This is a genomic window from Lysinibacillus sp. LZ02, from assembly GCF_050613145.1.
Classification (GTDB): Bacteria; Bacillota; Bacilli; order Bacillales_A; family Planococcaceae; genus Lysinibacillus_B.
Window position 1 is genome coordinate 1324234 of record NZ_CP192507.1, and the last position, 20042, is coordinate 1344275.

A 20042-nucleotide genomic window follows, 5' to 3' on the forward strand; every position below is an offset into this window, starting at 1 on the left:
AACGATGGAATATGTAACGGTATTAGGGGCAGGCTCTTGGGGAACAGCGCTTGCAGTCGTATTAGCGGAAAATGGGCATAATACGCTGTTATGGACCCACCGAGCAGACCAAGCAACAGAAATAAACGAACAACACACAAATAAGAAATATTTACCAGAAACGATTTTGCCGACGAATTTACGTGCTACAGCTTCTTTAGAAGAAGCTGTAGCCCATGCACCGACAATTGTTGTAGCGGTGCCGACAAAAGCTATTCGCGAAGTATGTAGCAATATGTCAGATTTATTGCACACCGCTAAATTATTAGTGCATGTGTCGAAAGGAATTGAACCGGATACATTGCTGCGCATTTCAGAGTTGATACGAGAAAGCGTGAAGGCGGAGTTCATCGAAGAAATTGTTGTCCTATCAGGGCCTTCACATGCCGAAGAAGTTGTATTGCAACATCCGACGACTGTGACAGCGGCGTGTATGTCAATCGATGCGGCAAAAAAAGTGCAAGATTTATTTATGAGCAATTATTTCCGCGTTTACACAAACGATGATATTATCGGTGTGGAAATCGGTGGTGCGCTAAAAAACGTCATTGCACTTGCTGCTGGGATTACGGATGGTTTAAACTACGGTGATAATGCCAAAGCAGCACTCATTACACGCGGTTTAGCTGAAATTACAAGGCTCGGTGTCAAAATGGGCGGTAATCCATTTACATTTGCCGGTTTAACGGGGATGGGCGATTTAATTGTGACATGTACAAGCGTCCATTCACGTAACTGGCGTGCAGGTCATATGCTTGGTCAAGGGTTAAAGCTTGATGAGGTATTAGCTAAAATGGGCATGGTTGTAGAAGGGGTTCGTACAACGAAAGCGGCCTATCAATTAGCGCAACAATATGATGTACCGATGCCGATTACAACCGCTTTATACGAAGTACTGTTTAACGATAAAGAGGTAAAAGTAGCAGTCGATGAGCTCATGATTCGTATGAAAAAATCAGAAATCGATGAGTTACGGTAAATTTTAATAAAATGTTCACAAACAAGGAGGTGCAAATGTGCGCCTCCTATATTTTTATATGGAAAAACGGTATAATGACTAACAGTGTGAAAGAAATGTGAAAGGCGGTTTTTCTGTAATGCCATTATTAGATATGTCTGCATTTGTATTAAATGCGCGTGGGCCGTTAGCGAATATGCCCGCCCTTGATGTCATGTGGGTATCATTTTATTCGATTGGGCTAATGATGCTTTCGGTTATCATGGTTTCAGCCGTTCGTAAGTGGGTACATAATGCATTCTTTTCGATTGCTTTAAGATTCATTGCGTTCGCAATGTTCTTTATTGGCACGGTTTTAATGGTGCTCGTTGTAGCAACGTGGCCAGCGTAATAAATGGAAGGGGAAAAATGATGAAAAAGTCCTTAGTATTTTTCTTAATAGTAGTAGCTTCTGTTCTGTTATCTGCGTGCGGTGCTGTTTATACGAATGATGAACAACAACGAGTGCAGCAAACACCAAATCCAGACGCGCTTAATGCGGTACAACGTGCAATCAATGAATATAAAGAAGCTACCGGTGTATTGCCGATTAAAAATAGTGAAGAAAATACCGATATTTTTGTGAAGTATCAAATTGATTTTATGAAATTAACAAATGGCGGCTATCTTGCAAAAGCACCAGATAATGCGTATGAACAAGGTGGTATTTTCACATACGTGATTTGGAATGTAGAAGAAGAGCCAACAGTTAAATTAATTGATTTACGTATGACGGAACGTATTCGTGAAGTCAATTTACGTTTTGTATCTACAAAATATCCACAATTTAAAGATCGTGTCGCAGACCATGTGTATACAATCAACTATAAAAATATTGGTTATAGTCAAGAAGTAGCAGTTAATAGTCCCTATACAAATAATTTATTGCCATTAGTTGTATCGAGCGAAGGGGATGTATATGTAGACTATTCACTTGATATGCAGCTTTTTATTAATGAAAAAGAGTTGACACCAACACCGGGTGAAGATATTCGCTATTTACTAGCGGATGAATACCCTGTATTACCAGCTTATTCTTTGCCATACACGGTAGATGAAAATAATGAAGTGACTTTTATGTATGATCCAGTGAAGGCGGAAAAAGAAGAAAAGCAACAAAAACAAGAGAATAGTGAAAAATAAAATAGACGCTTCTCGCAAATTTTGCGAGGAGCGTTTTTCATATTTTAATAAAACATTCATACAATGGTAATACGTAAAGGGGGAGCGTATGTCAGAACAAGTATTTAAACAGTTAGCTGAACGTACTAATGGAGATGTATATATCGGTGTTGTAGGGCCTGTACGTGTCGGAAAATCGACGTTTGTCAAAAAAGTAATGGAAATGATTGTGTTGCCTAATATTGCATATGAGGATGAACGAAAACGTGCATTGGACGAGTTACCACAAAGCTCGCCTGGTCCTGTTATTATGACGGCAGAGCCGAAATTCGTGCCTGCTCAAAGCGCACACATTACAATTGGTGAAAATGATTTAGCGTTCCGTATTCGATTAGCGGATTGTGTAGGGTATGTGATTGATGGGGTAAAAGGTTACGAGGACGAAAATGGACCGAAATTCGTGCAAACGCCATGGCATAATGAGCCTATTCCATTCCAAGAAGCAGCTAAGATTGGAACGGATAAAGTCATACGTGATCATGCAAATATCGGTGTCGTTGTGACAACGGACGGCACGGTAAACGGGATTAAACGTTCTGCTGCTGAAGTAGCAGAGCAACAAATTATCGAACAGTTACAGGAGATTGGAAAGCCGTTTGTCATTGTTTTAAACAGTACAGTGCCAGGACATGAAAACACGATGCGTTTGCGTAATGAACTATTAGAAAAATATAATGTGCCAGTGCATGCAGTGTCGATTGAGCAACTCACAAAAACAGATATTATGTATATTTTACAAGAGTCGCTCTATGAATTTCCGGTGGAAGTCATTGATGTAGAAAAGCCAGACTGGTTAGATGTATTAGAAGACGCACACCCAATTCATGTGACGTTACAAGAAGCAGTTGATCATATGACGACAACGATTCGAAAAATCCGTGATGTGGAGCATGCGACAAAAGTGCTGGAGCAGATTGATTTTGTAGAGGCGTGTGACTTACAAGAAGTGGACCCAGGCCTTGGGGTAGCGACGATTCGTCTCGCTATAAAAGGTGAAACATATAAAGCGGTATGTAATGAGTGGTTGACGGAACCAATCGATACAAAAAAAGATTGGCTGCTATTTATTAAGGAATCTGCGCAAGCAAGAGACGAACAAAAACGCTTTAAAGCAGCGATTGACAATGCTCGAAAAGATGGTTACGGGGTAACATTACCAACAATTGATGAATTTGAGCCAAGTGAGCCAGAATTAATTCGTCAAAATAATTTTTACGGTGTTCGGATGAAGGCGAGCGCAGCATCTTATCATATCATTCGCATTGATATGGGGACGGAATTTGCGCCATTAATTGGCTCGGAATTTTACAGTCAGCAATTATTAAAAGATTTAAAATATGCATTTGAAAATGATCGAGAAGCGTTATGGAGTACGCAGCTCTTCGGTACACCGCTTCATGAATTATTAAAAGAAAGTATTAGTTATAAAATGCAATCTATTCCACAAAATGCAAAAGAACGTATGCGTTTAACAATTGAACGTATGGTAAATGAAGGTGAACGAGGAATTGTAACGTTTGTGATTTAGTTATAATTAATAAACAAATAATTGAAAATTCCGAAAGAACAGCGGCGAATTTGGTTCATTTGTCCTGTTCTTTTTGTTTTAGTCACAAAAAATAGCGGGAACTTAAAAAATACGGATAAATACAGTTGCAGAGCGATTTTTCTTATGTTACTCTTTTTACATGATTTAGGTTCATGACCCTTTGAGAGGAGGTGAATGGTGTGAATAAAACAGAATTAGTAAACTCTGTTGCTGAAGCTGCAGGTCTTTCAAAAAAGGACGCTTCTAAAGCAGTTGAAGCTGTATTTGATACAATTCAAGATGCTCTTGCAAAGGGTGACAAAGTACAATTAATCGGTTTTGGTAACTTCGAGGTACGTGAACGCGCAGCTCGTAAAGGTCGTAACCCACAAACAGGTGACGAAATCGAAATCGCGGCTAGCAAAGTACCGGCTTTCAAACCAGGTAAAGCGCTTAAAGATGCTGTAAAATAATACACATCCGTAGTTACATAGAGCAGCTCTCCATTGTTTATGGGAGCTGCTCTTTTTGGTAGTTAGTACATAATTTTTATCATTAGAGTAAGCTGTTTTGAACTTATAGACCAGATGTGCTACGATTCATGTGTTAAATTGAACGAAGAAATGTAGGAGGCAACAATGTCGAACGTTGATTTAAAAAAGATAGAAGAAGCAGTAAAAATGATTTTAGAAGCAGTAGGGGAAGACGTAAATCGCGAAGGGTTACTAGATACACCAAAACGCGTTGCAAAAATGTATGCCGAAATGTTTAGCGGATTACAAGAAGATCCACGTGATTATTTCAGTACAGTATTCCATGAAGACCATGAAGAGCTTGTGCTCGTAAAAGATATTCCATTTTACTCTATGTGTGAGCATCATTTAGTGCCGTTTTATGGGAAAGCGCATGTTGCTTATATTCCTAAGGATGGTAAAGTAGCAGGGTTAAGTAAATTAGGACGTTGTGTAGAGTCTGTAGCACGTCGCCCGCAATTACAGGAACGCATTACATCAACAGTAGCTGATACAATTATGGACATGCTAGATCCAAAAGGGGTATATGTCGTTGTAGAGGCTGAACATATGTGTATGACAATGCGCGGTTTAAAAAAGCCAGGTTCTAAAACCGTTACCTCTGTAGCGCGTGGCGTATATGAAACAGATGATATTAAACGACGCGAAATCATTTCCTTTATTCAAATGTCTTAATTTGCGCAAAATTGTGTTATGATAGCTAAAGAAAAATGTTCGTATGAGGTGAGTAAAGGATGACACAACCTGATTATATAATTATTGAAGCGCAAGAAGACGGTGTACACGTAATCGGTTTAACGCGCGGAACGGATACAAAATTCCATCATTCTGAAAAGCTAGACGCAGGTGAAATTATGATTGCGCAGTTTACAGAGCATACATCAGCAATGAAAATTCGCGGAAAAGCAAAAATTCATTCAGCACATGGCGTAGTCGAGAGCGGCTTGAAAAAGTAATAGATTTACGACCTTGAATTTGATACAACACCAAGCTGGCTATGCTATAATGAAGCATAGTTACTTTAGTGAAATGGAGTACTATTTATGGATGCAACAACTATTAGCCAAGCTGTGGAGCAATTAAAAACAACAATTTTAGACAGTATTCGGCATAATGTATTACTAAAATACACTGGCACGCCGTTGTTAAATGAACAACAGCTATTTTTTTTGCTGCTTCCAAAGCTAAATGGTGAAGCTTGGGATGACGAAGTGACAAAGAGTGCCGTAACAGTAGGAATCGTGCATTCGTCACTTGCAGAGCACGATAAAATTTATGCGACAAATGCCGTGTCGAAAGAGCAACAATTAACCGTTTTATCAGGTGATTATTATAGTGGCCGCTATTATCAGTTGTTAGCACAAACAGGTAATATTGAGTTAATTCGAAAATTATCCGAAGCCATTGTAGAGCGTTGTGAACAGGAAATGACCGTCTATGAACATGAGAGACGTACGTTCCAAGAATGGATTCACAGTATCGCTACAATTGAAACGGCGTTAATTGAACGATTCTTTTCCGTGTATCAGTACGATTCCTATAAACAAGTCATGCAGCAAACATTAACGATTGCACGCTTAAACAGAGAGTTAATGAGCTTACCACAAGGAGCGACCTCGCTTTACATAGAGCGCATGGCAATGAGTCTTGAGGGACAACCCATTGCACAAGTACTTGAACAGGAAATAACTGAGCGTAAACGGGCATTAAATGCAACACTGGCAACAAGCACATATAGTGAGACACTACAACAAATCATTGTTGAAATGGTATCTTAATTGTTTGTTGACAAAGAAAGGTTTTGAAAAAATGGCAAAATCGAAAGAACAACATGTACATGAAGTCTTTGAACAAATTTCAGGTAATTATGACAAAATGAATTCAGTCATTAGTTTTCAAATGCATAAGCTATGGCGTAATGATGTCATGAAACAGATGGATGTAAAAAAAGGTTCAGCTTGTTTAGATGTATGTTGTGGTACAGCTGACTGGACGATTGCTTTAGCAAAAGCAACCGGTGGAGACGGCATCGTCAAAGGTGTGGACTTCAGTGAAAACATGCTAAGCGTAGGCAAAGAAAAAGTGTTGCCGTATGATTTTGTTGAGCTTATTCATGGGAACGCGATGGACTTACCATTTGAAGATAATACATTCGATTATGTAACAATTGGTTTTGGTTTACGCAATGTACCGGATTATATGCAAGTGCTACGCGAAATAAATCGCGTACTAAAGCCCGGTGGCATGGCTGTATGTCTAGAAACATCTCAATCTGAAATTCCAGGGTATCGTCAATTGTTCCGTCTATACTTTAAGTACATCATGCCATTATTCGGGAAGCTGTTTGCGAAAAGCTATAAAGAGTATTCTTGGTTACAAGAATCAGCGGATGATTTTCCGGGTATGAAAAAGTTAGCATCGATGTTTAAAGAAGCTGGGTTTGTCAATGTCACATATAAAGGATATAGTGGCGGCGCAGCAGCGGCGCATATCGGTTTTAAAAAAGAAATTTAGTGGGAGAAGGTTTGTTCACGTGGAAAAGATGAAGTTGAAGTTACTCTATGCTGATTTAAAATCAGATATAGATGTCATCGAAAAAGAATTAGAAATAGCGTTGAACTCGTCTTCACACTTGTTAAATGATGCCTCTCTCCATCTTCTGCAAGCTGGCGGTAAACGAATTCGCCCTGTATTTGTCCTACTCAGTGCCAAATTCGGGCAATATGATATCGAGCGTGTCAAGCATGTCGCCGTCCCATTCGAGTTGATTCATATGGCGTCACTTGTTCATGATGATGTCATTGACAATTCGGATATGAGAAGGGGAGAGCTGACAGTAAAAGCGCAGTGGAACAATAGAGTGGCCATGTATACGGGCGACTTTATTTTTGCGCGTGCGCTTGAATATGTTACAGCAATTGAACAACCGCGCGTTCATCAAATTTTAGCGCGTACAATGGTTGAAATTTGTAACGGCGAAGTGATTCAAATTGAAGATAAGTTTCGTTTAAATCAAAATATTAAAGATTATTTCCGCCGCATTAAGCGTAAAACAGCCCTACTGATCGAATCGAGCTGTGAATTAGGAGCTATTGTTGGTGGCGTAGATTCAGAAAATGTTCGTCGTTTAAAGCGTTATGGTTATTTTGTTGGGATGAGCTTTCAAATCGTTGATGATATTTTAGATTTTACCGCAACGGATAAAGAGTTAGGAAAACCGGCTGGAAGTGATTTATTACAAGGGAATATTACACTGCCAGCGTTACTCTTAAAGGATGACCCACAAGTGCGTCCGTATATTGATAAGATTGTTGCAGGCAAATTAACAGAAGCAGAACGTAAAGAAATGCTAAAAATCGTTCGTAAATCAAATGCCATCAAAGAAGCATCAAAAATTAGCGATAAGTATTTACAAAAAGCATTAAAAGAAGTGGCGGCATTACCACAACATCCGATGAAGAAAAAATTACGTGATATAGCATTATTCATTGGTAAACGCAAATTTTAGCTAATACTTGCACGTATAATATTATTTTGGTAATATTTATCGGTAGGTGAAAAAACCTGTATCGAATTTGAAGGAGTGTTTAAATAATGGCTATCGAAAAAACTTTTTTAATGGTTAAGCCTGACGGTGTTGAGCGCCAAGTAATCGGTGACATCATTGACCGTTTTGAGCGTCGCGGTTTCACAATGCGCGGAGCTAAATTTATGAACGTATCTCGCGAATTAGCAGAAAGCCACTATGCGGAGCACGCTGAGCGTCCATTCTTCGGTGAATTAGTAGATTTCATCACTTCTGGCCCAGTATTCGCAATGGTATGGGAAGGCGAGTCTGTTATCTCTTTAGCTCGTATTATGATTGGTGCTACAAAGCCATCAGAATCTCAACCAGGTACAATCCGTGGTGACTATGCAGTAACTGTATCTCACAACGTAATTCACGGTTCTGACTCTTTAGCTTCTGCTGAGCGCGAAATCGGCCTTTGGTTCGGTGAAGAGTTAGCTTAATCTGTAACTAATAATACGTAAATGGCTGTCACATTGATTGTGATAGCTATTTTTTTTATATTATCATTTCAGAAAAATGAAACAATTATATGGTATGCTCGTATGTAATAGAAAGAAAGGATGATGGGCATGTTTTGGGGGATGATTGCAGTAATTGCGGTAGCGTCCATGCTGACAGATACATTTATAAAAAACAAGAAAATTGAAATTCAACGTTTAGAAAAAGAGATTGAGCTAGAGAAATTAAAGCTTGATAATTTTGATAAAGAAACAGAGAAAATGCGTTTAGAGTTAGAACAGTCAAAGCGAGTATTGCTTGAAACAAAAATGGAGTATAAGGGGTTGGAATAATGGGAGGATTTGTTATAGCAATTGTTTCGATTATCGTTGGAGGGGCAATTCCCCTTTCAGCAATCTATTTAGGTCATAAAAAGTCTACAATGAAACTTCAAATTCAGTTAGCGGAAAAGGAAATTAAACTGGAGGAATTAAGGCTTCAGACGGTTGCTGAAGAAACACAAAAAATGCGCTTAGAGCTAGAACAATCAAAGCAAACATTACTTGAATCGACAAAGCAAATAGATTATACAAAGCCGTAAGTGATAAAAAAACTTATCTATATGATGATTTCATACAATACCTATTTCTGTCATGCGCATTTTCAGCTATAATAATTGTACTATGCATCACAGAAAGGGAAGATGTGAGACGATGTCAGATTATGAACAATTTATCCAAGGCATTAAACGTAAAACAGGAATTGACTTAGCGCTCTATAAAGAGGCGCAAATGAAACGTCGTTTAACGTCTTTGTACGAGAAAAAAGGCTACAAAAACTTTGTGGAATTTTTAGCGGCGCTTGAAAAAGACCGCGATTTAATGAATGAATTTTTAGATCGTATGACGATTAATGTGTCAGAGTTTTATCGTAATGGTAAGCGTTGGGAAGTATTGCAAAATAAAATTTTTCCCAAGCTTTTGCAAACGAATAAAAGACTTAAAATTTGGAGTGCAGCCTGTTCTACAGGGGAAGAGCCGTATAGCTTAGCGATGGTGTTATCACAGCATCAGTCTCTATCACAAATCAGCGTTTTAGCTACTGATTTAGATGAAAATGTCATTCAAAAAGCGAAGCTCGGTTTGTATCCAGAGCGCTCGTTAGCAGAAGTACCAAAAGATGTACAAGCTAAGTATTTCCGACAAGAAGGACAATTTTATAAAGTAAACGACGAAATTAAACGTACGGTTACATTCAAGAAGCACAATTTATTAAAGGATGCGTATGAGTCTAATTTCGACCTGATCGTTTGTCGAAATGTCATGATTTACTTTACTGAGGAAGCAAAAGATCAAATTTATGAGAATTTCAGCAAATCTTTACGCCCAGGTGGTATTTTATTTGTAGGGTCAACGGAGCAAATTTTTAATCCAGCCCGTTATGGATTTGAAGTGGAAGATACATTTTTCTATCGAAAAAAATAATGAAATCGTTCGTCAAAGCAATGTATGCAGCTTGCAAAATAATCAAGAATGTACACTCATATTGCCATATCGACGCTTTTCGTATAGACGAAAGGCGTTGTTTGTTTACTGGTAGATGAGATGGCACACATTCAAATCTTTATTTAGAGAGGTTGTTCTGTAGTAGCTGCATGCATTTTGTTACAATAAGAACGTTCAGAATATTCGTGAATAAAGAAGTTTATTTCGATAATCGTACTGTATTTTCTAGATAGATATGTTATAGTGAAAAATACATACTTTAGCGAGTTGAAGGGAGAAAGTGTTTTATGCGTTATTTAACAGCAGGTGAGTCTCACGGACCACAATTAACAACTATTATTGAGGGGTTACCATCCCTTTTACCAATTACAGCAGAGAAAATTAACTATGATTTAAAACGACGTCAAGGTGGACACGGTCGAGGGCGTCGTATGCAAATTGAAACAGATACTGTAGAAATCGTAGCAGGTGTACGCCATGGTCAAACATTAGGGTCACCGGTTGCTCTTGTTGTCACAAATGATGACTGGAAGCATTGGACAAAAATTATGGGGGCAGCAGAATTACCAGAAGATGTTGATCCAAACGAAATCAAACGTCAAATTTCACGTCCACGTCCAGGTCATGCCGATTTAGTAGGTGGGATGAAATACGGTCATCGCGATCTTCGTAACGTGTTAGAACGCTCAAGTGCACGTGAAACAACAGTGCGTGTAGCAGTGGGGGCAGTAGCCAAAGCGTTATTAAATGAACTAGGGATTTCTATTGTGTCGTACGTAACTGAGATTGCTGGAATTAAAGCAGATGTATCGAAGGTAGCGGGTAAATCAGCCGATGAAATCCGTACGATTGTAGAGGAAGATCCATGTTACACGGTGGATTCTGAAGCATCGGCAAAAATGGTCGAAGCGATTGACGAAGCGAAAAAAGCGGGAGACTCCATCGGCGGTATTGTAGAAGTCATCATCGAAGGCTTACCAGCAGGTATCGGCTCTTATGTGCATTATGACCGTAAGTTAGATGGTAAATTAGCACAAGCAATGCTTTCAATTAATGCATTTAAAGGTGTGGAGTTTGGTATTGGTTTTGAAGCAGCACGTCTTCCAGGCTCACAAGTGCATGATGAAATTATTTGGGACGAAGAAAAGGGCTATACACGTAAAACGAATAATCTTGGTGGTTTAGAGGGCGGTATGACAACGGGGATGCCGATTGTTGTCCGCGGTGTGATGAAGCCAATTCCAACGCTGTATAAACCGCTAAATAGTGTAGATATCGAAACAAAAGAAGTGTTTAAGGCGAGTGTAGAGCGTAGTGATAGTTGTGCAGTACCAGCAGCATCTGTTGTAGCAGAGCATGTGATTGCATGGGAAATCGCAGCGGCTATCGTGGACCAATTCCATAGCGACCAATTGCCACAGTTAAAAGCGCAATTAGATGCGATGCGTACGTACACAAAGGAGTACTAAGATGAATATTCCAGTACGAGCAGCTTCACATCAATATGAAGTAGTGATTGGCAACGGGATGTTAAAAGCCGCCTTGGAAAGCTATAAGGCGTTATTTGATCAAGCAGATAAAATCATCGTTTTAACCGATCAACACGTGTGGGCGGCACAAGAGGGCTATTTCAAGTCTGCTTGCCCGTACCACTTCCATGTCTTTGTCATGCCAGCAGGTGAAGCTTGTAAATCATTTGAGAATTTTAATGCCGCACAGACCTTTTTACTAGAACAAAAATGTACACGCAAATCGCTTGTCATTGCATTTGGTGGCGGTGCAGTAGGGGACTTAGCGGGCTTTGTTGCCGCGACGTACATGCGTGGTATTCCGTTTATTCAAGTGCCGACAACGATTTTAGCGCATGATTCAGCAGTCGGTGGTAAGACGGCGATCAACCACGCGCTAGGCAAAAATATGATTGGCGCCTTTTATCAACCGGAAGCGGTACTGTATGATACACAGTTTTTAGCGACACTGCCTATTCGTGAAGTACGTTCAGGGATGACAGAAGTGATTAAACATGCGATGATTTCAAATCCACAATGGTTACAGGAAATCATGCAAAAAAATGTAACGACACTGGATGAACCAACATTGGCAGATTATTTAGCTAAAGGCGTACAAGTAAAGGCGAAAATCGTAGAAGAAGATGAAACGGAACAATCTGTTCGTAAGTTTTTAAACCTGGGTCATACTTACGGTCATGCAATGGAAGCAGCAGCAGGTTACGGTGGCTTAGCGCACGGTGAAGCAGTGATGATCGGCCTTGTGTATTGTTTGTTATTAAGTGAACGTTACGGTCAGATTACACGTGAATTCACAATTGATTTTTACAAATTTGCGCGTCATAACGGTTATCCGTTTGAAGCTGTACATGACTATACATTTGAGGAACTAACAGATTATTTATTAAAAGATAAAAAAGCAGATTACGGGGAATTACAATTTGTCTTACTAGAAGAGATCGGTAAACCGTATGTGAAGAAAATTGAACTTTCGGAATGTAAGGAAATCGATGCAGAATTACGACAATTATTAACGGAGGTGCACGAATGATTCGCGGTGTTCGAGGGGCAACAACAATTCAATCAGATACAGCTGAACTGGTATGGAGCGAAACAGCATCACTTGTGTTAGAAATGGTAAAAGTAAATCAGATTGACCCAGCAGACATCGCTTCTGTTACTATTTCAACAACGACTGATATTAAATCAGCATTCCCAGCAAAATCAGTACGTTCGATGGCAGGATGGCAATACGTACCCATTATGTGTATGCATGAAATGGATGTGCCAGGCGGCTTGCCGCTTTGTATTCGTGTCCTGATGCATGTCAATACGGACGTAGTGCAAAAAGACATTCAGCATGTATACTTAAACGAGGCAGTCAAATTAAGACCGGATTTAGTTCGTAAATAGAGGAGTCGGTAAGGATGAAATGGAAACAACAAATTCACGGAATGAAAGCATACCAACCAGGTAAACCAATGGAAGAAGTAAAGGCAATGTATGGCTTAGATGAAGTAGTAAAGCTTGCATCAAATGAAAATCCATTTGGCAGCTCGCCAAAAGTAAAAGCGTTTTTACAAAGTGATGCATCGAATCATGCAATCTATCCAGATGGCTACGCACAAAACTTACGTACATCGGTAGCGAATCACCTTGGTGTAAAAGAGACAGAATTAATTTTTGGTAACGGTTCGGACGATTTAATTGCCATTATTACACGTGCATTGTTGTATCCAGGTGTTAACACTGTAATGGCAGACCCATCATTCTCTCAATATTGGCACAATGCTGAAGTCGAAGGGGCAGAAGTACGCAAAATTCCTTGTGTAGATGGTCGTCACGATTTAGAGGCCATGTTAGCAGCAATCGATGAAAATACATCTGTCGTATGGGTTTGTAGCCCAAATAACCCGACAGGTACAATCGTAACAGATGTCGAATTACAAAGCTTCTTAAAGCAAGTACCATCTGATGTGCTTGTCGTGTTAGATGAAGCGTATATCGAGTACGTAAATGATCCAGCACATGAGCCGACATTGAAATATTTCCGTGAATATGAAAATGTGATTTTACTTCGTACATTTTCAAAAGCGTACGGTCTAGCGTCATTCCGCGTTGGCTACGGTATTGCGCAAGAGCAGGTCATTGCTAAGTTAGATCCAGTACGTGCACCATTTAATAACACCATTTTAAGTCAAACAGTAGCTGTCGTAGCACTTGAGGACCAAGACTACATCGCACAATGCTGTGAAGCAAATGAAAAAGGGAAGGCACAGTATGTTGCTTGGTGTGAAAAGCACGGTTTACATTACTACCCTTCGCAAACAAACTTCGTATTATTTGAAGTAAAAGCGGATAGCAATGTTGTGTTTGAAGAAATGATGAAGCGCGGCTTTATTATTCGCAGTGGTGCAGCGCTTGGAGCACCAGGCTATATTCGTGTGACGATTGGTACGGAAGAACAAAATGCTAAATTCTTATCGCTTCTTGAAGAAGTCCTAACAGAACAAGGTGTGTTTGCATGACGCGTAATGTCCTTGTCATTGGATTAGGGTTAATCGGCGGTTCTATCGCATTAGCCCTTCAAAAAGCACCACAAACAAAAATTTACGGGTTTGATGCGCTTCCTCAAACGAGAGAATTGGCAAAAACCTTAAATGTCGTACATGAAATTGTAGAAAACCCTGCACAAGTTGCGGATAAAATGGACTTTATTATTTTTGGTACACCTGTCAGTGCTACATTAACGTGGATGGAGCAATTAAAGGACTGGGTACTAAAAAAGAATGTTATTGTGACGGATACAGGTAGTACAAAGGCGTTAATTATGAAAAAGGCTGAGGAACTGAAGGAGATGGGTATCACCTTTATCGGTGGACATCCAATGGCTGGTTCACATAAAAGTGGTGTAACAGCTGCAAAACCGTATCTTTTTGAAAATGCGTACTATATGTTAACGCCGTTTGAAGATGAAAAGCCTGAAACAATCGAGAAACTGGAAGATTTGCTGAAATACACAATTGGAAAGCTTGTCAAAGTTGATGCCACAGAGCATGATCATATGACGGCTGTTGTGAGCCATTTCCCGCATATTGTGGCAGCATCCCTTGTGCATCAGCTGCAGCTTGAAAATGCACAGCTCCCGATGACAAGATTGCTTGCTGCTGGTGGTTTCCGTGATATCACACGTATCGCATCGTCCAATCCCATTTTATGGCGTGATATTACCTTACAAAACCGCGGGGAGCTAATTGACCAGCTGGAACAGTGGACGGCTGAAATGAATCGTGTAAAGTCGCTTTTACAAGATGGTAGTCAAGATATGATTGAACAATATTTTGCGGTGGCAAAACAAGTGCGTGATGCCTTACCAACATCAGCTGGTGCACTATTTGTACCGTACGATTTATATGTCGATATCCCAGACTATCCAGGGGTTATTTCCGAAGTAACAGGGTACTTAGCAGAAGATAATATTAGCATTACAAATATTCGTATTGTCGAGACACGAGAAGACGTCTTCGGTATTTTAGTCATTAGCTTTAGTTCAGGGGATGACCGTGAGCGTGCGGTAAAATGCATTGCTAGAAGAGCTAATTTTGAAACATATATTTCATAAAAGGCAAAAAGCATAATCGCTTTTTGCTCTTTTTCACAAGGAGGTTTCTGCACTATGAAGGTAATAGATTACAATCGTCCAAGTTTGCGTGGGGCAATTCAAGTACCAGGGGATAAATCCATTTCACATCGTTCCGTTATGTTTGGAGCTATTGCAGAAGGCACAACGACGGTTGAAGGCTTCCTACTAGGAGAAGATTGCTTAAGTACAATCGACTGTTTCCGTAAACTTGGGGTTCAAATTGATGTAGACGGGACAAATGTCAAAATTGAAAGCGCGGGCATTGATGCTTGGGAAGAACCGAAAGAGGTGCTATATACGGGAAATTCGGGGACAACAACGCGCCTAATGCTTGGTATATTATCCGGCACTAACCTACATACAATTATGACAGGTGATGCCTCTATCGGAAAACGTCCAATGCGCCGCGTGGTCGATCCGCTTCGCCAAATGGGTGCACAAATTGCAGGGCGTGCAGGTGGCCAATATACACCACTTGCTATTCAAGGGACAGAGCTACAGGCGATTGATTACACAATGCCTGTTGCAAGTGCCCAGGTGAAGTCTGCTATTTTACTGGCTGGTCTTCGTGCAAAAGGCACAACGATTGTGCGTGAATCAGAAGTGTCACGTGATCACACAGAGCGCATGCTACGTCAGTTTGGAGCGAAAGTAGATGTAACAGAGGGAGTTGTGTCATTTGAAGGCGGTCAAAAGCTAGTAGGTACACATGTAAAAGTGCCTGGTGATATTTCATCTGCGGCCTTTTTCTTAGTAGCTGGAGCGATTGCAAAGGATAGTGAAGTTGTTATAGAAAATGTCGGTGTGAATGAAACACGTGATGGTATTATTGATGTATTAACGGCAATGGGTGCTAATATGAGCATGATGGTAGAAGGTGAAACGGTAGCAGAGCCGACTGCAACGATTACAATTCGTACGTCTCATTTACATGGCACGACTATCGAAGGTGCGATTATTCCACGTTTAATCGATGAAATTCCGATTCTAGCTTTACTAGCAACGCAAGCGAATGGACAAACGATTATAAAAGATGCGGAAGAATTAAAAGTAAAAGAAACCGATCGCATTACAGCTGTTGTAACAGAGCTAAAAAAATTAGGTGCTGATATTGAAGCAACAGATGATGGGATGATTATTAATGGGCCGACACCATTACAGGGGGGTTCCTTAAAATCGTACGGTGACCATCGTATTGGGATGATGGCAGCAGTTGCAGCACTTATAACAGATGAGCCAATCCAATTAGATGATGCCGAATGTATAGCTGTGTCCTATCCGACATTTTTTGAGCATGTACATTCCTTAATTGTAAGATAATTCAAATGAATGAGTTATTTCGAAATACTATTTGAAATAACTCATTTTCCTTGTTTAGCGTGTTATAGTCCTGTAGCATAAGGAATAATAAAGATAGAAAAGGTGAACGCTAGAATGAAGGAAATGTTACAAGCAATTCAAGAAGGGGATTTGCAGCGTATTAATGCATTTTTAGAAACATTTTTAATGAACGAGGCACCCGGGGAGCAATACGAAGTAGCGGAGCTTCTGATGCAGTATGGTTATTTAGAGGAAGCGAATCGGGTGCTGGAGCATTTAGCCTTTTTATTCGCAGATGAAGCGCAAATTATCATTGATCGCGCCAATGTGTGTATGGAAATGGGCAATGAGGATGAAGCGCTTGAATTGTTATTATCGGTACCAAGTGATGCACCAGAATATCCACAAGCCTTACTGGTGATGGCGGATTATTACCAAATGCAAGGGTTGTTTGAAGTAGCAGAAAAGCGAATCAATGAAGCGCTGGAGCTATTACCAAATGAACCATTACTACAGTTTGCTAAGGCAGAGTTATTATTTGAGACAGGTCGTTTTATAGAAGCTGCTCGCATTTATGAAGAATTGTACGAGCAAGAGAAGCAATTTGCGGGTATTTTGCTTGCGGCACGTTTAGCGGAAGTATACCGTGCAGGCGCTGCGTATGAAACGGCACTTGAGTATTATATGGAGGCACTTGAAGAAGAAGTAACGCCAGACTTATTATTCGGCTCAGCCTATGCAGCGTTTCAATCAGCAAAGTATGAAACGGCCATTACGCAGCTAGAAGATTTAAAAGAACTAGACCCAGATTATTTTGCCGCCTATTTATTGCTTGCACAAAGCTATGCAATGCTAGAAGATAATACACGTGCTTATCAAACGATTCAAGAAGGTTTAGCGCGGGATGAGTACGATAAGTCCCTTTATTTATTTGCAGGGAAAATGGCGTTGAAGAACAACTTGCCAGAAGAAGCTGAACCCTATTTACAACAGGCCATTGCGTTAGATCCAGAATATATGGAAGCAATTCTTGTCTTAATCGCCATTTATGCACAGCAGGAACGCTATGAAGCAGTAATCGATTTATTTGAGAGTGTGCAAAAAGAAGGTTTTGACTGGGGAGCCCTTTACCCTTACGTAGCAGACGCGTATGATAAAGAGGAGGCGTATGACAAAGCATATGAAATTTACAAAAGCGCATATAATGAGTTTAAAGAAGATGTAGCGTTTTTGGAGAAGTATTGCTACTTTCTTTTAGAGGATGGGAAGCGCGATGAAGCATATGTGGTAGCAAAACAGCTCGCTCTTTTGGAACCAACAGAGCAAGAGTGGCAAAACTTACTAGAACGTTTTGAATAAAGGGGGGAATAGGATGACTTCTTCCATCCCAGTATTAGAGAAAAAGACTTTTATTCGATGGTTTTTAAAAAATCATCAACTAAAAAGAAGAGAATGTGTGTGGATTTTAAATTATTTATTAAGCAATGATCGTCTACTTGAACATGTCCATTTTGTAGAAGAAGCACATTATTGTCCGCGGGCAATGGTAATGTCTTCCGTCGAACATAATGGCGTACCATTTCGCTTTTATAAAGGGAATGTTATGACAAGTGATGCAGAAAAGTCGTTTCATGATTTACGCTTGAATCCAGATGAAAGCATTTATATTCAAATTAATTTTCCAAATATACCTCCACACCTTCACTACTTAGCGGTGCTCGAGGAAAACCCTTATATGCCAAAAACCCTTCATATAAGTGAAAAAGACCGTATAATTGCTGAACAATTATTAAAAAACAGTATGGCAGCATTTCAAGAAGAAAAAATTTTACGAGATATTGATGCAGCACTTGACGCAGGGGATAAAGAACGCTTTTTTGAGTTATCCAATTTATTGCAAGCGCTAAAGCATACGTCATCACAACAATGAGTTTTGGAAGGAAGAAAGATCGATGTTTTTTAATGTTAAAGATATGGAGCAAATTCACGCCCAAAAACAGTTTATTGATACAGTGATTGTACCGTTACTCAGTTTAGAGTTTGCTGATGAACGTAGTAAGCAAAGTAGTTCTGCTGCAGAGTTTTTAATGTCACTAACAGCGTTTATCGAACAACAATTTAAAGGACGCCTATTAGTGACACCACCGTTTTCCTATATGGAGTCTTTAAAGGAAACGGTTGGCCCTGAAGCGATTGCAGCAGAACTACAATCAGCAGGCTTTAAACATATCTTTTTTGTGACTTGTGATCATCATTGGACAACTAACAGTGATTCACTCCAAGTCGTTTGGTTACCATCCATTCCGTTAGAATCAATGGATAAAGCAGTGAAGCAAAGGATATTAGAAGATCAATTAAAACAAGTCATCCCAACCTTTACAAAAGTGTGGACAAGCCAGTAGAAGATTGATTCATTAAATGTTCACAATCCTTACTATTTCTGGGCAATGCTATATTGACCAACCTATTTTATTGATATATCATAGATATGTCCTAGTTATTACTATTTGTAAAAGTATGTCCGTTGGACTGACCTTTTAAGTTAGAGGGGGGAAAAGGATTGAGTAATAATCGAGTTACACGACGCCAATTTTTAACGTACACAATTACAGGTGTAGGTGGATTCATGGCTGCTGGTATGTTAATGCCAATGGTACGCTTTGCAGTGGATCCATTATTACAGACAAAAGAAGAAGGAGACTTCATTTTAACTGGTCAGAAAATTGCGGATTTAACAGATCAGCCAGTAAAAGTTGACTTCTCATTCGAGCAAGTTGATGCTTGGTACAAGTCTGAGGTAACAGATGCGGCTTGGGTTTACAAAGAAGGTGATACTGTTGTTGCACTTTCACCAGTATGTAAGCACTTAGGTTGTACAGTAAACTGGGCTGGTGACCCTGAACAACCAACTCGTTTCTTCTGTGCATGTCACGCAGGTCGTTATGAGAAAAATGGTGTGAACGTTCCAGGTACACCACCAACAGCAGCTTTAGACCAATATGAAGTGTCTGAAAAAGATGGTTTCTTAATGCTTGGGAAAAAAATAGCAAATGTTTTTGCATAATTAAGTTAGGGGGTACGACATCAGTGCTAAATAAAATTTATGATTGGGTCGATGAACGTTTAGATATCACTCCTATTTGGCGTGATATTGCCGACCATGAAGTGCCAGAGCACGTTAACCCTGCACATCACTTCTCAGCATTCGTTTATTGCTTTGGTGGTTTAACGTTTTTCATCACGGTAATCCAAATCTTATCTGGTATGTTCTTAACAATGTACTACGTTCCAGATATTGAGAATGCTTGGAGATCAGTTTATTATTTACAAAACGAAGTAGCTTTCGGTGAAATCGTTCGTGGTATGCACCACTGGGGGGCTTCATTAGTAATTGTAATGATGTTCTTACATACGCTTCGTGTATTCTTCACAGGTTCTTATAAGAAACCTCGTGAGTTAAACTGGATGGTTGGTGTAGGTATTTTTGGTGTAATGATGGGATTAGGTTTCACAGGTTATTTACTTCCTTGGGACATGAAAGCATTGTTCGCAACTAAAGTAGGTATTGAGATTGCAGCATCTGTACCATTCCTTGGTGAATACATCAAGATTCTTTTAGCAGGTGACTCAACAATTCTTGGTGCGCAAACGTTAACTCGTTTCTTCGCAATCCACGTATTCTTCTTACCTGCAGCTTTATTCGCACTATTAGCGGCTCACTTTATCATGATCCGTCGTCAAGGTATTTCAGGACCACTATGATTTAAAAACAATGTCT

At 39.8% G+C, this 20042-nt stretch carries 25 protein-coding genes; all 25 read left to right on the forward strand.

Translation table 11 applies throughout. The features are described 5' to 3' along the window. The first annotated feature begins 4 nt into the window (after positions 1–4). The 25 genes from ACQQ2I_RS06115 to qcrB all read left to right on the forward strand — a co-directional run bounded on the left by ACQQ2I_RS06115 (position 5) and on the right by qcrB (position 20026). Positions 5–1018, forward strand: a complete 1014-nt coding sequence (locus ACQQ2I_RS06115) for an NAD(P)H-dependent glycerol-3-phosphate dehydrogenase (RefSeq protein ID WP_431029680.1) — start codon at positions 5–7, stop codon at positions 1016–1018. 118 nt (positions 1019–1136) lie between these two features. After that, positions 1137–1388, forward strand: a complete 252-nt coding sequence (locus ACQQ2I_RS06120; protein WP_391366894.1) for a DUF2768 domain-containing protein — start codon at positions 1137–1139, stop codon at positions 1386–1388. Between the two features lie 17 nt (positions 1389–1405). Further along, complete coding sequence (locus tag ACQQ2I_RS06125; protein ID WP_431029682.1) at positions 1406–2179, forward strand: hypothetical protein; 774 nt, start codon at positions 1406–1408, stop codon at positions 2177–2179. A gap of 88 nt (positions 2180–2267) precedes the next feature. Next, entirely contained in the window at positions 2268–3746 is a 1479-nt protein-coding gene (gene spoIVA / locus ACQQ2I_RS06130) for a stage IV sporulation protein A (RefSeq protein WP_431029684.1), read from the forward strand. Positions 3747–3946: 200 nt separating this feature from the next. Then, positions 3947–4219, forward strand: coding sequence for an HU family DNA-binding protein (locus ACQQ2I_RS06135; protein WP_036154459.1), 273 nt, complete (start codon positions 3947–3949; stop codon positions 4217–4219). A 165-nt stretch (positions 4220–4384) separates the two neighbouring features. Next, positions 4385–4954, forward strand: coding sequence for a GTP cyclohydrolase I FolE (folE, locus tag ACQQ2I_RS06140; RefSeq protein WP_391366900.1), 570 nt, complete (start codon positions 4385–4387; stop codon positions 4952–4954). A gap of 59 nt (positions 4955–5013) precedes the next feature. Then, positions 5014–5235 carry a trp RNA-binding attenuation protein MtrB gene (gene mtrB, locus ACQQ2I_RS06145; RefSeq protein ID WP_391366902.1) on the forward strand — a complete coding sequence of 74 codons (222 nt, stop codon included), beginning with the start codon at positions 5014–5016 and terminating at the stop codon, positions 5233–5235. Positions 5236–5322: 87 nt separating this feature from the next. After that, positions 5323–6057 (forward strand): heptaprenyl diphosphate synthase component 1, encoded by a 735-nt coding sequence (locus ACQQ2I_RS06150; RefSeq protein ID WP_431029685.1) that lies wholly within the window; start codon positions 5323–5325, stop codon positions 6055–6057. 31 nt (positions 6058–6088) lie between these two features. Then, positions 6089–6793, forward strand: coding sequence for a demethylmenaquinone methyltransferase (locus tag ACQQ2I_RS06155; protein WP_431029686.1), 705 nt, complete (start codon positions 6089–6091; stop codon positions 6791–6793). Between the two features lie 19 nt (positions 6794–6812). After that, the gene (gene hepT / locus ACQQ2I_RS06160; protein WP_431029687.1) at positions 6813–7787 is read left to right on the forward strand and encodes a heptaprenyl diphosphate synthase component II; all 975 of its coding nucleotides are present in this window, start codon (positions 6813–6815) and stop codon (positions 7785–7787) included. Between the two features lie 86 nt (positions 7788–7873). Further along, the gene (gene ndk, locus ACQQ2I_RS06165) at positions 7874–8290 is read left to right on the forward strand and encodes a nucleoside-diphosphate kinase (protein ID WP_391366910.1); all 417 of its coding nucleotides are present in this window, start codon (positions 7874–7876) and stop codon (positions 8288–8290) included. A gap of 129 nt (positions 8291–8419) precedes the next feature. Next, complete coding sequence (locus ACQQ2I_RS06170) at positions 8420–8641, forward strand: hypothetical protein (protein WP_431029688.1); 222 nt, start codon at positions 8420–8422, stop codon at positions 8639–8641. Beyond that, the gene (locus ACQQ2I_RS06175; RefSeq protein ID WP_431029689.1) at positions 8641–8889 is read left to right on the forward strand and encodes a hypothetical protein; all 249 of its coding nucleotides are present in this window, start codon (positions 8641–8643) and stop codon (positions 8887–8889) included. The genes ACQQ2I_RS06170 and ACQQ2I_RS06175 overlap by 1 nt, the downstream gene beginning before the upstream one ends. A gap of 112 nt (positions 8890–9001) precedes the next feature. Beyond that, positions 9002–9772, forward strand: a complete 771-nt coding sequence (locus tag ACQQ2I_RS06180; protein WP_431029690.1) for a CheR family methyltransferase — start codon at positions 9002–9004, stop codon at positions 9770–9772. A gap of 308 nt (positions 9773–10080) precedes the next feature. Beyond that, on the forward strand, positions 10081–11262 hold the full coding sequence (gene aroC, locus ACQQ2I_RS06185) for a chorismate synthase (protein ID WP_431029691.1): 1182 nt from the start codon (positions 10081–10083) through the stop codon (positions 11260–11262). A 1-nt stretch (position 11263) separates the two neighbouring features. Continuing rightward, positions 11264–12352, forward strand: coding sequence for a 3-dehydroquinate synthase (aroB, locus tag ACQQ2I_RS06190; protein WP_431029692.1), 1089 nt, complete (start codon positions 11264–11266; stop codon positions 12350–12352). Then, positions 12349–12714: a chorismate mutase gene (aroH, locus tag ACQQ2I_RS06195; protein WP_391366919.1), complete on the forward strand. Its 366-nt coding sequence runs from the start codon at positions 12349–12351 to the stop codon at positions 12712–12714. Before aroB ends, aroH begins: the two co-directional genes overlap by 4 nt. Positions 12715–12728: 14 nt before the next feature. Further along, complete coding sequence (hisC, locus tag ACQQ2I_RS06200; RefSeq protein WP_431029693.1) at positions 12729–13829, forward strand: histidinol-phosphate transaminase; 1101 nt, start codon at positions 12729–12731, stop codon at positions 13827–13829. Beyond that, a complete protein-coding gene (locus ACQQ2I_RS06205) occupies positions 13826–14923 on the forward strand; it encodes a prephenate dehydrogenase (RefSeq protein WP_431029694.1) in 1098 nt (365 codons plus the stop codon). Before hisC ends, ACQQ2I_RS06205 begins: the two co-directional genes overlap by 4 nt. A 54-nt stretch (positions 14924–14977) precedes the next feature. After that, positions 14978–16264 (forward strand): 3-phosphoshikimate 1-carboxyvinyltransferase, encoded by a 1287-nt coding sequence (gene aroA, locus ACQQ2I_RS06210; protein ID WP_431029695.1) that lies wholly within the window; start codon positions 14978–14980, stop codon positions 16262–16264. Positions 16265–16378: 114 nt separating this feature from the next. Continuing rightward, complete coding sequence (locus ACQQ2I_RS06215; RefSeq protein WP_431029696.1) at positions 16379–17623, forward strand: tetratricopeptide repeat protein; 1245 nt, start codon at positions 16379–16381, stop codon at positions 17621–17623. 13 nt (positions 17624–17636) lie between these two features. Next, entirely contained in the window at positions 17637–18194 is a 558-nt protein-coding gene (locus ACQQ2I_RS06220; protein WP_431029697.1) for a ReoY family proteolytic degradation factor, read from the forward strand. 22 nt (positions 18195–18216) lie between these two features. Further along, positions 18217–18666: a DUF2487 family protein gene (locus ACQQ2I_RS06225; protein WP_431029698.1), complete on the forward strand. Its 450-nt coding sequence runs from the start codon at positions 18217–18219 to the stop codon at positions 18664–18666. Positions 18667–18824: 158 nt separating this feature from the next. Next, positions 18825–19328 carry a ubiquinol-cytochrome c reductase iron-sulfur subunit gene (locus tag ACQQ2I_RS06230; protein ID WP_431029699.1) on the forward strand — a complete coding sequence of 168 codons (504 nt, stop codon included), beginning with the start codon at positions 18825–18827 and terminating at the stop codon, positions 19326–19328. A 23-nt stretch (positions 19329–19351) separates the two neighbouring features. Next, a complete protein-coding gene (gene qcrB / locus ACQQ2I_RS06235) occupies positions 19352–20026 on the forward strand; it encodes a menaquinol-cytochrome c reductase cytochrome b subunit (protein WP_391366932.1) in 675 nt (224 codons plus the stop codon). Positions 20027–20042: the final 16 nt, after the last annotated feature.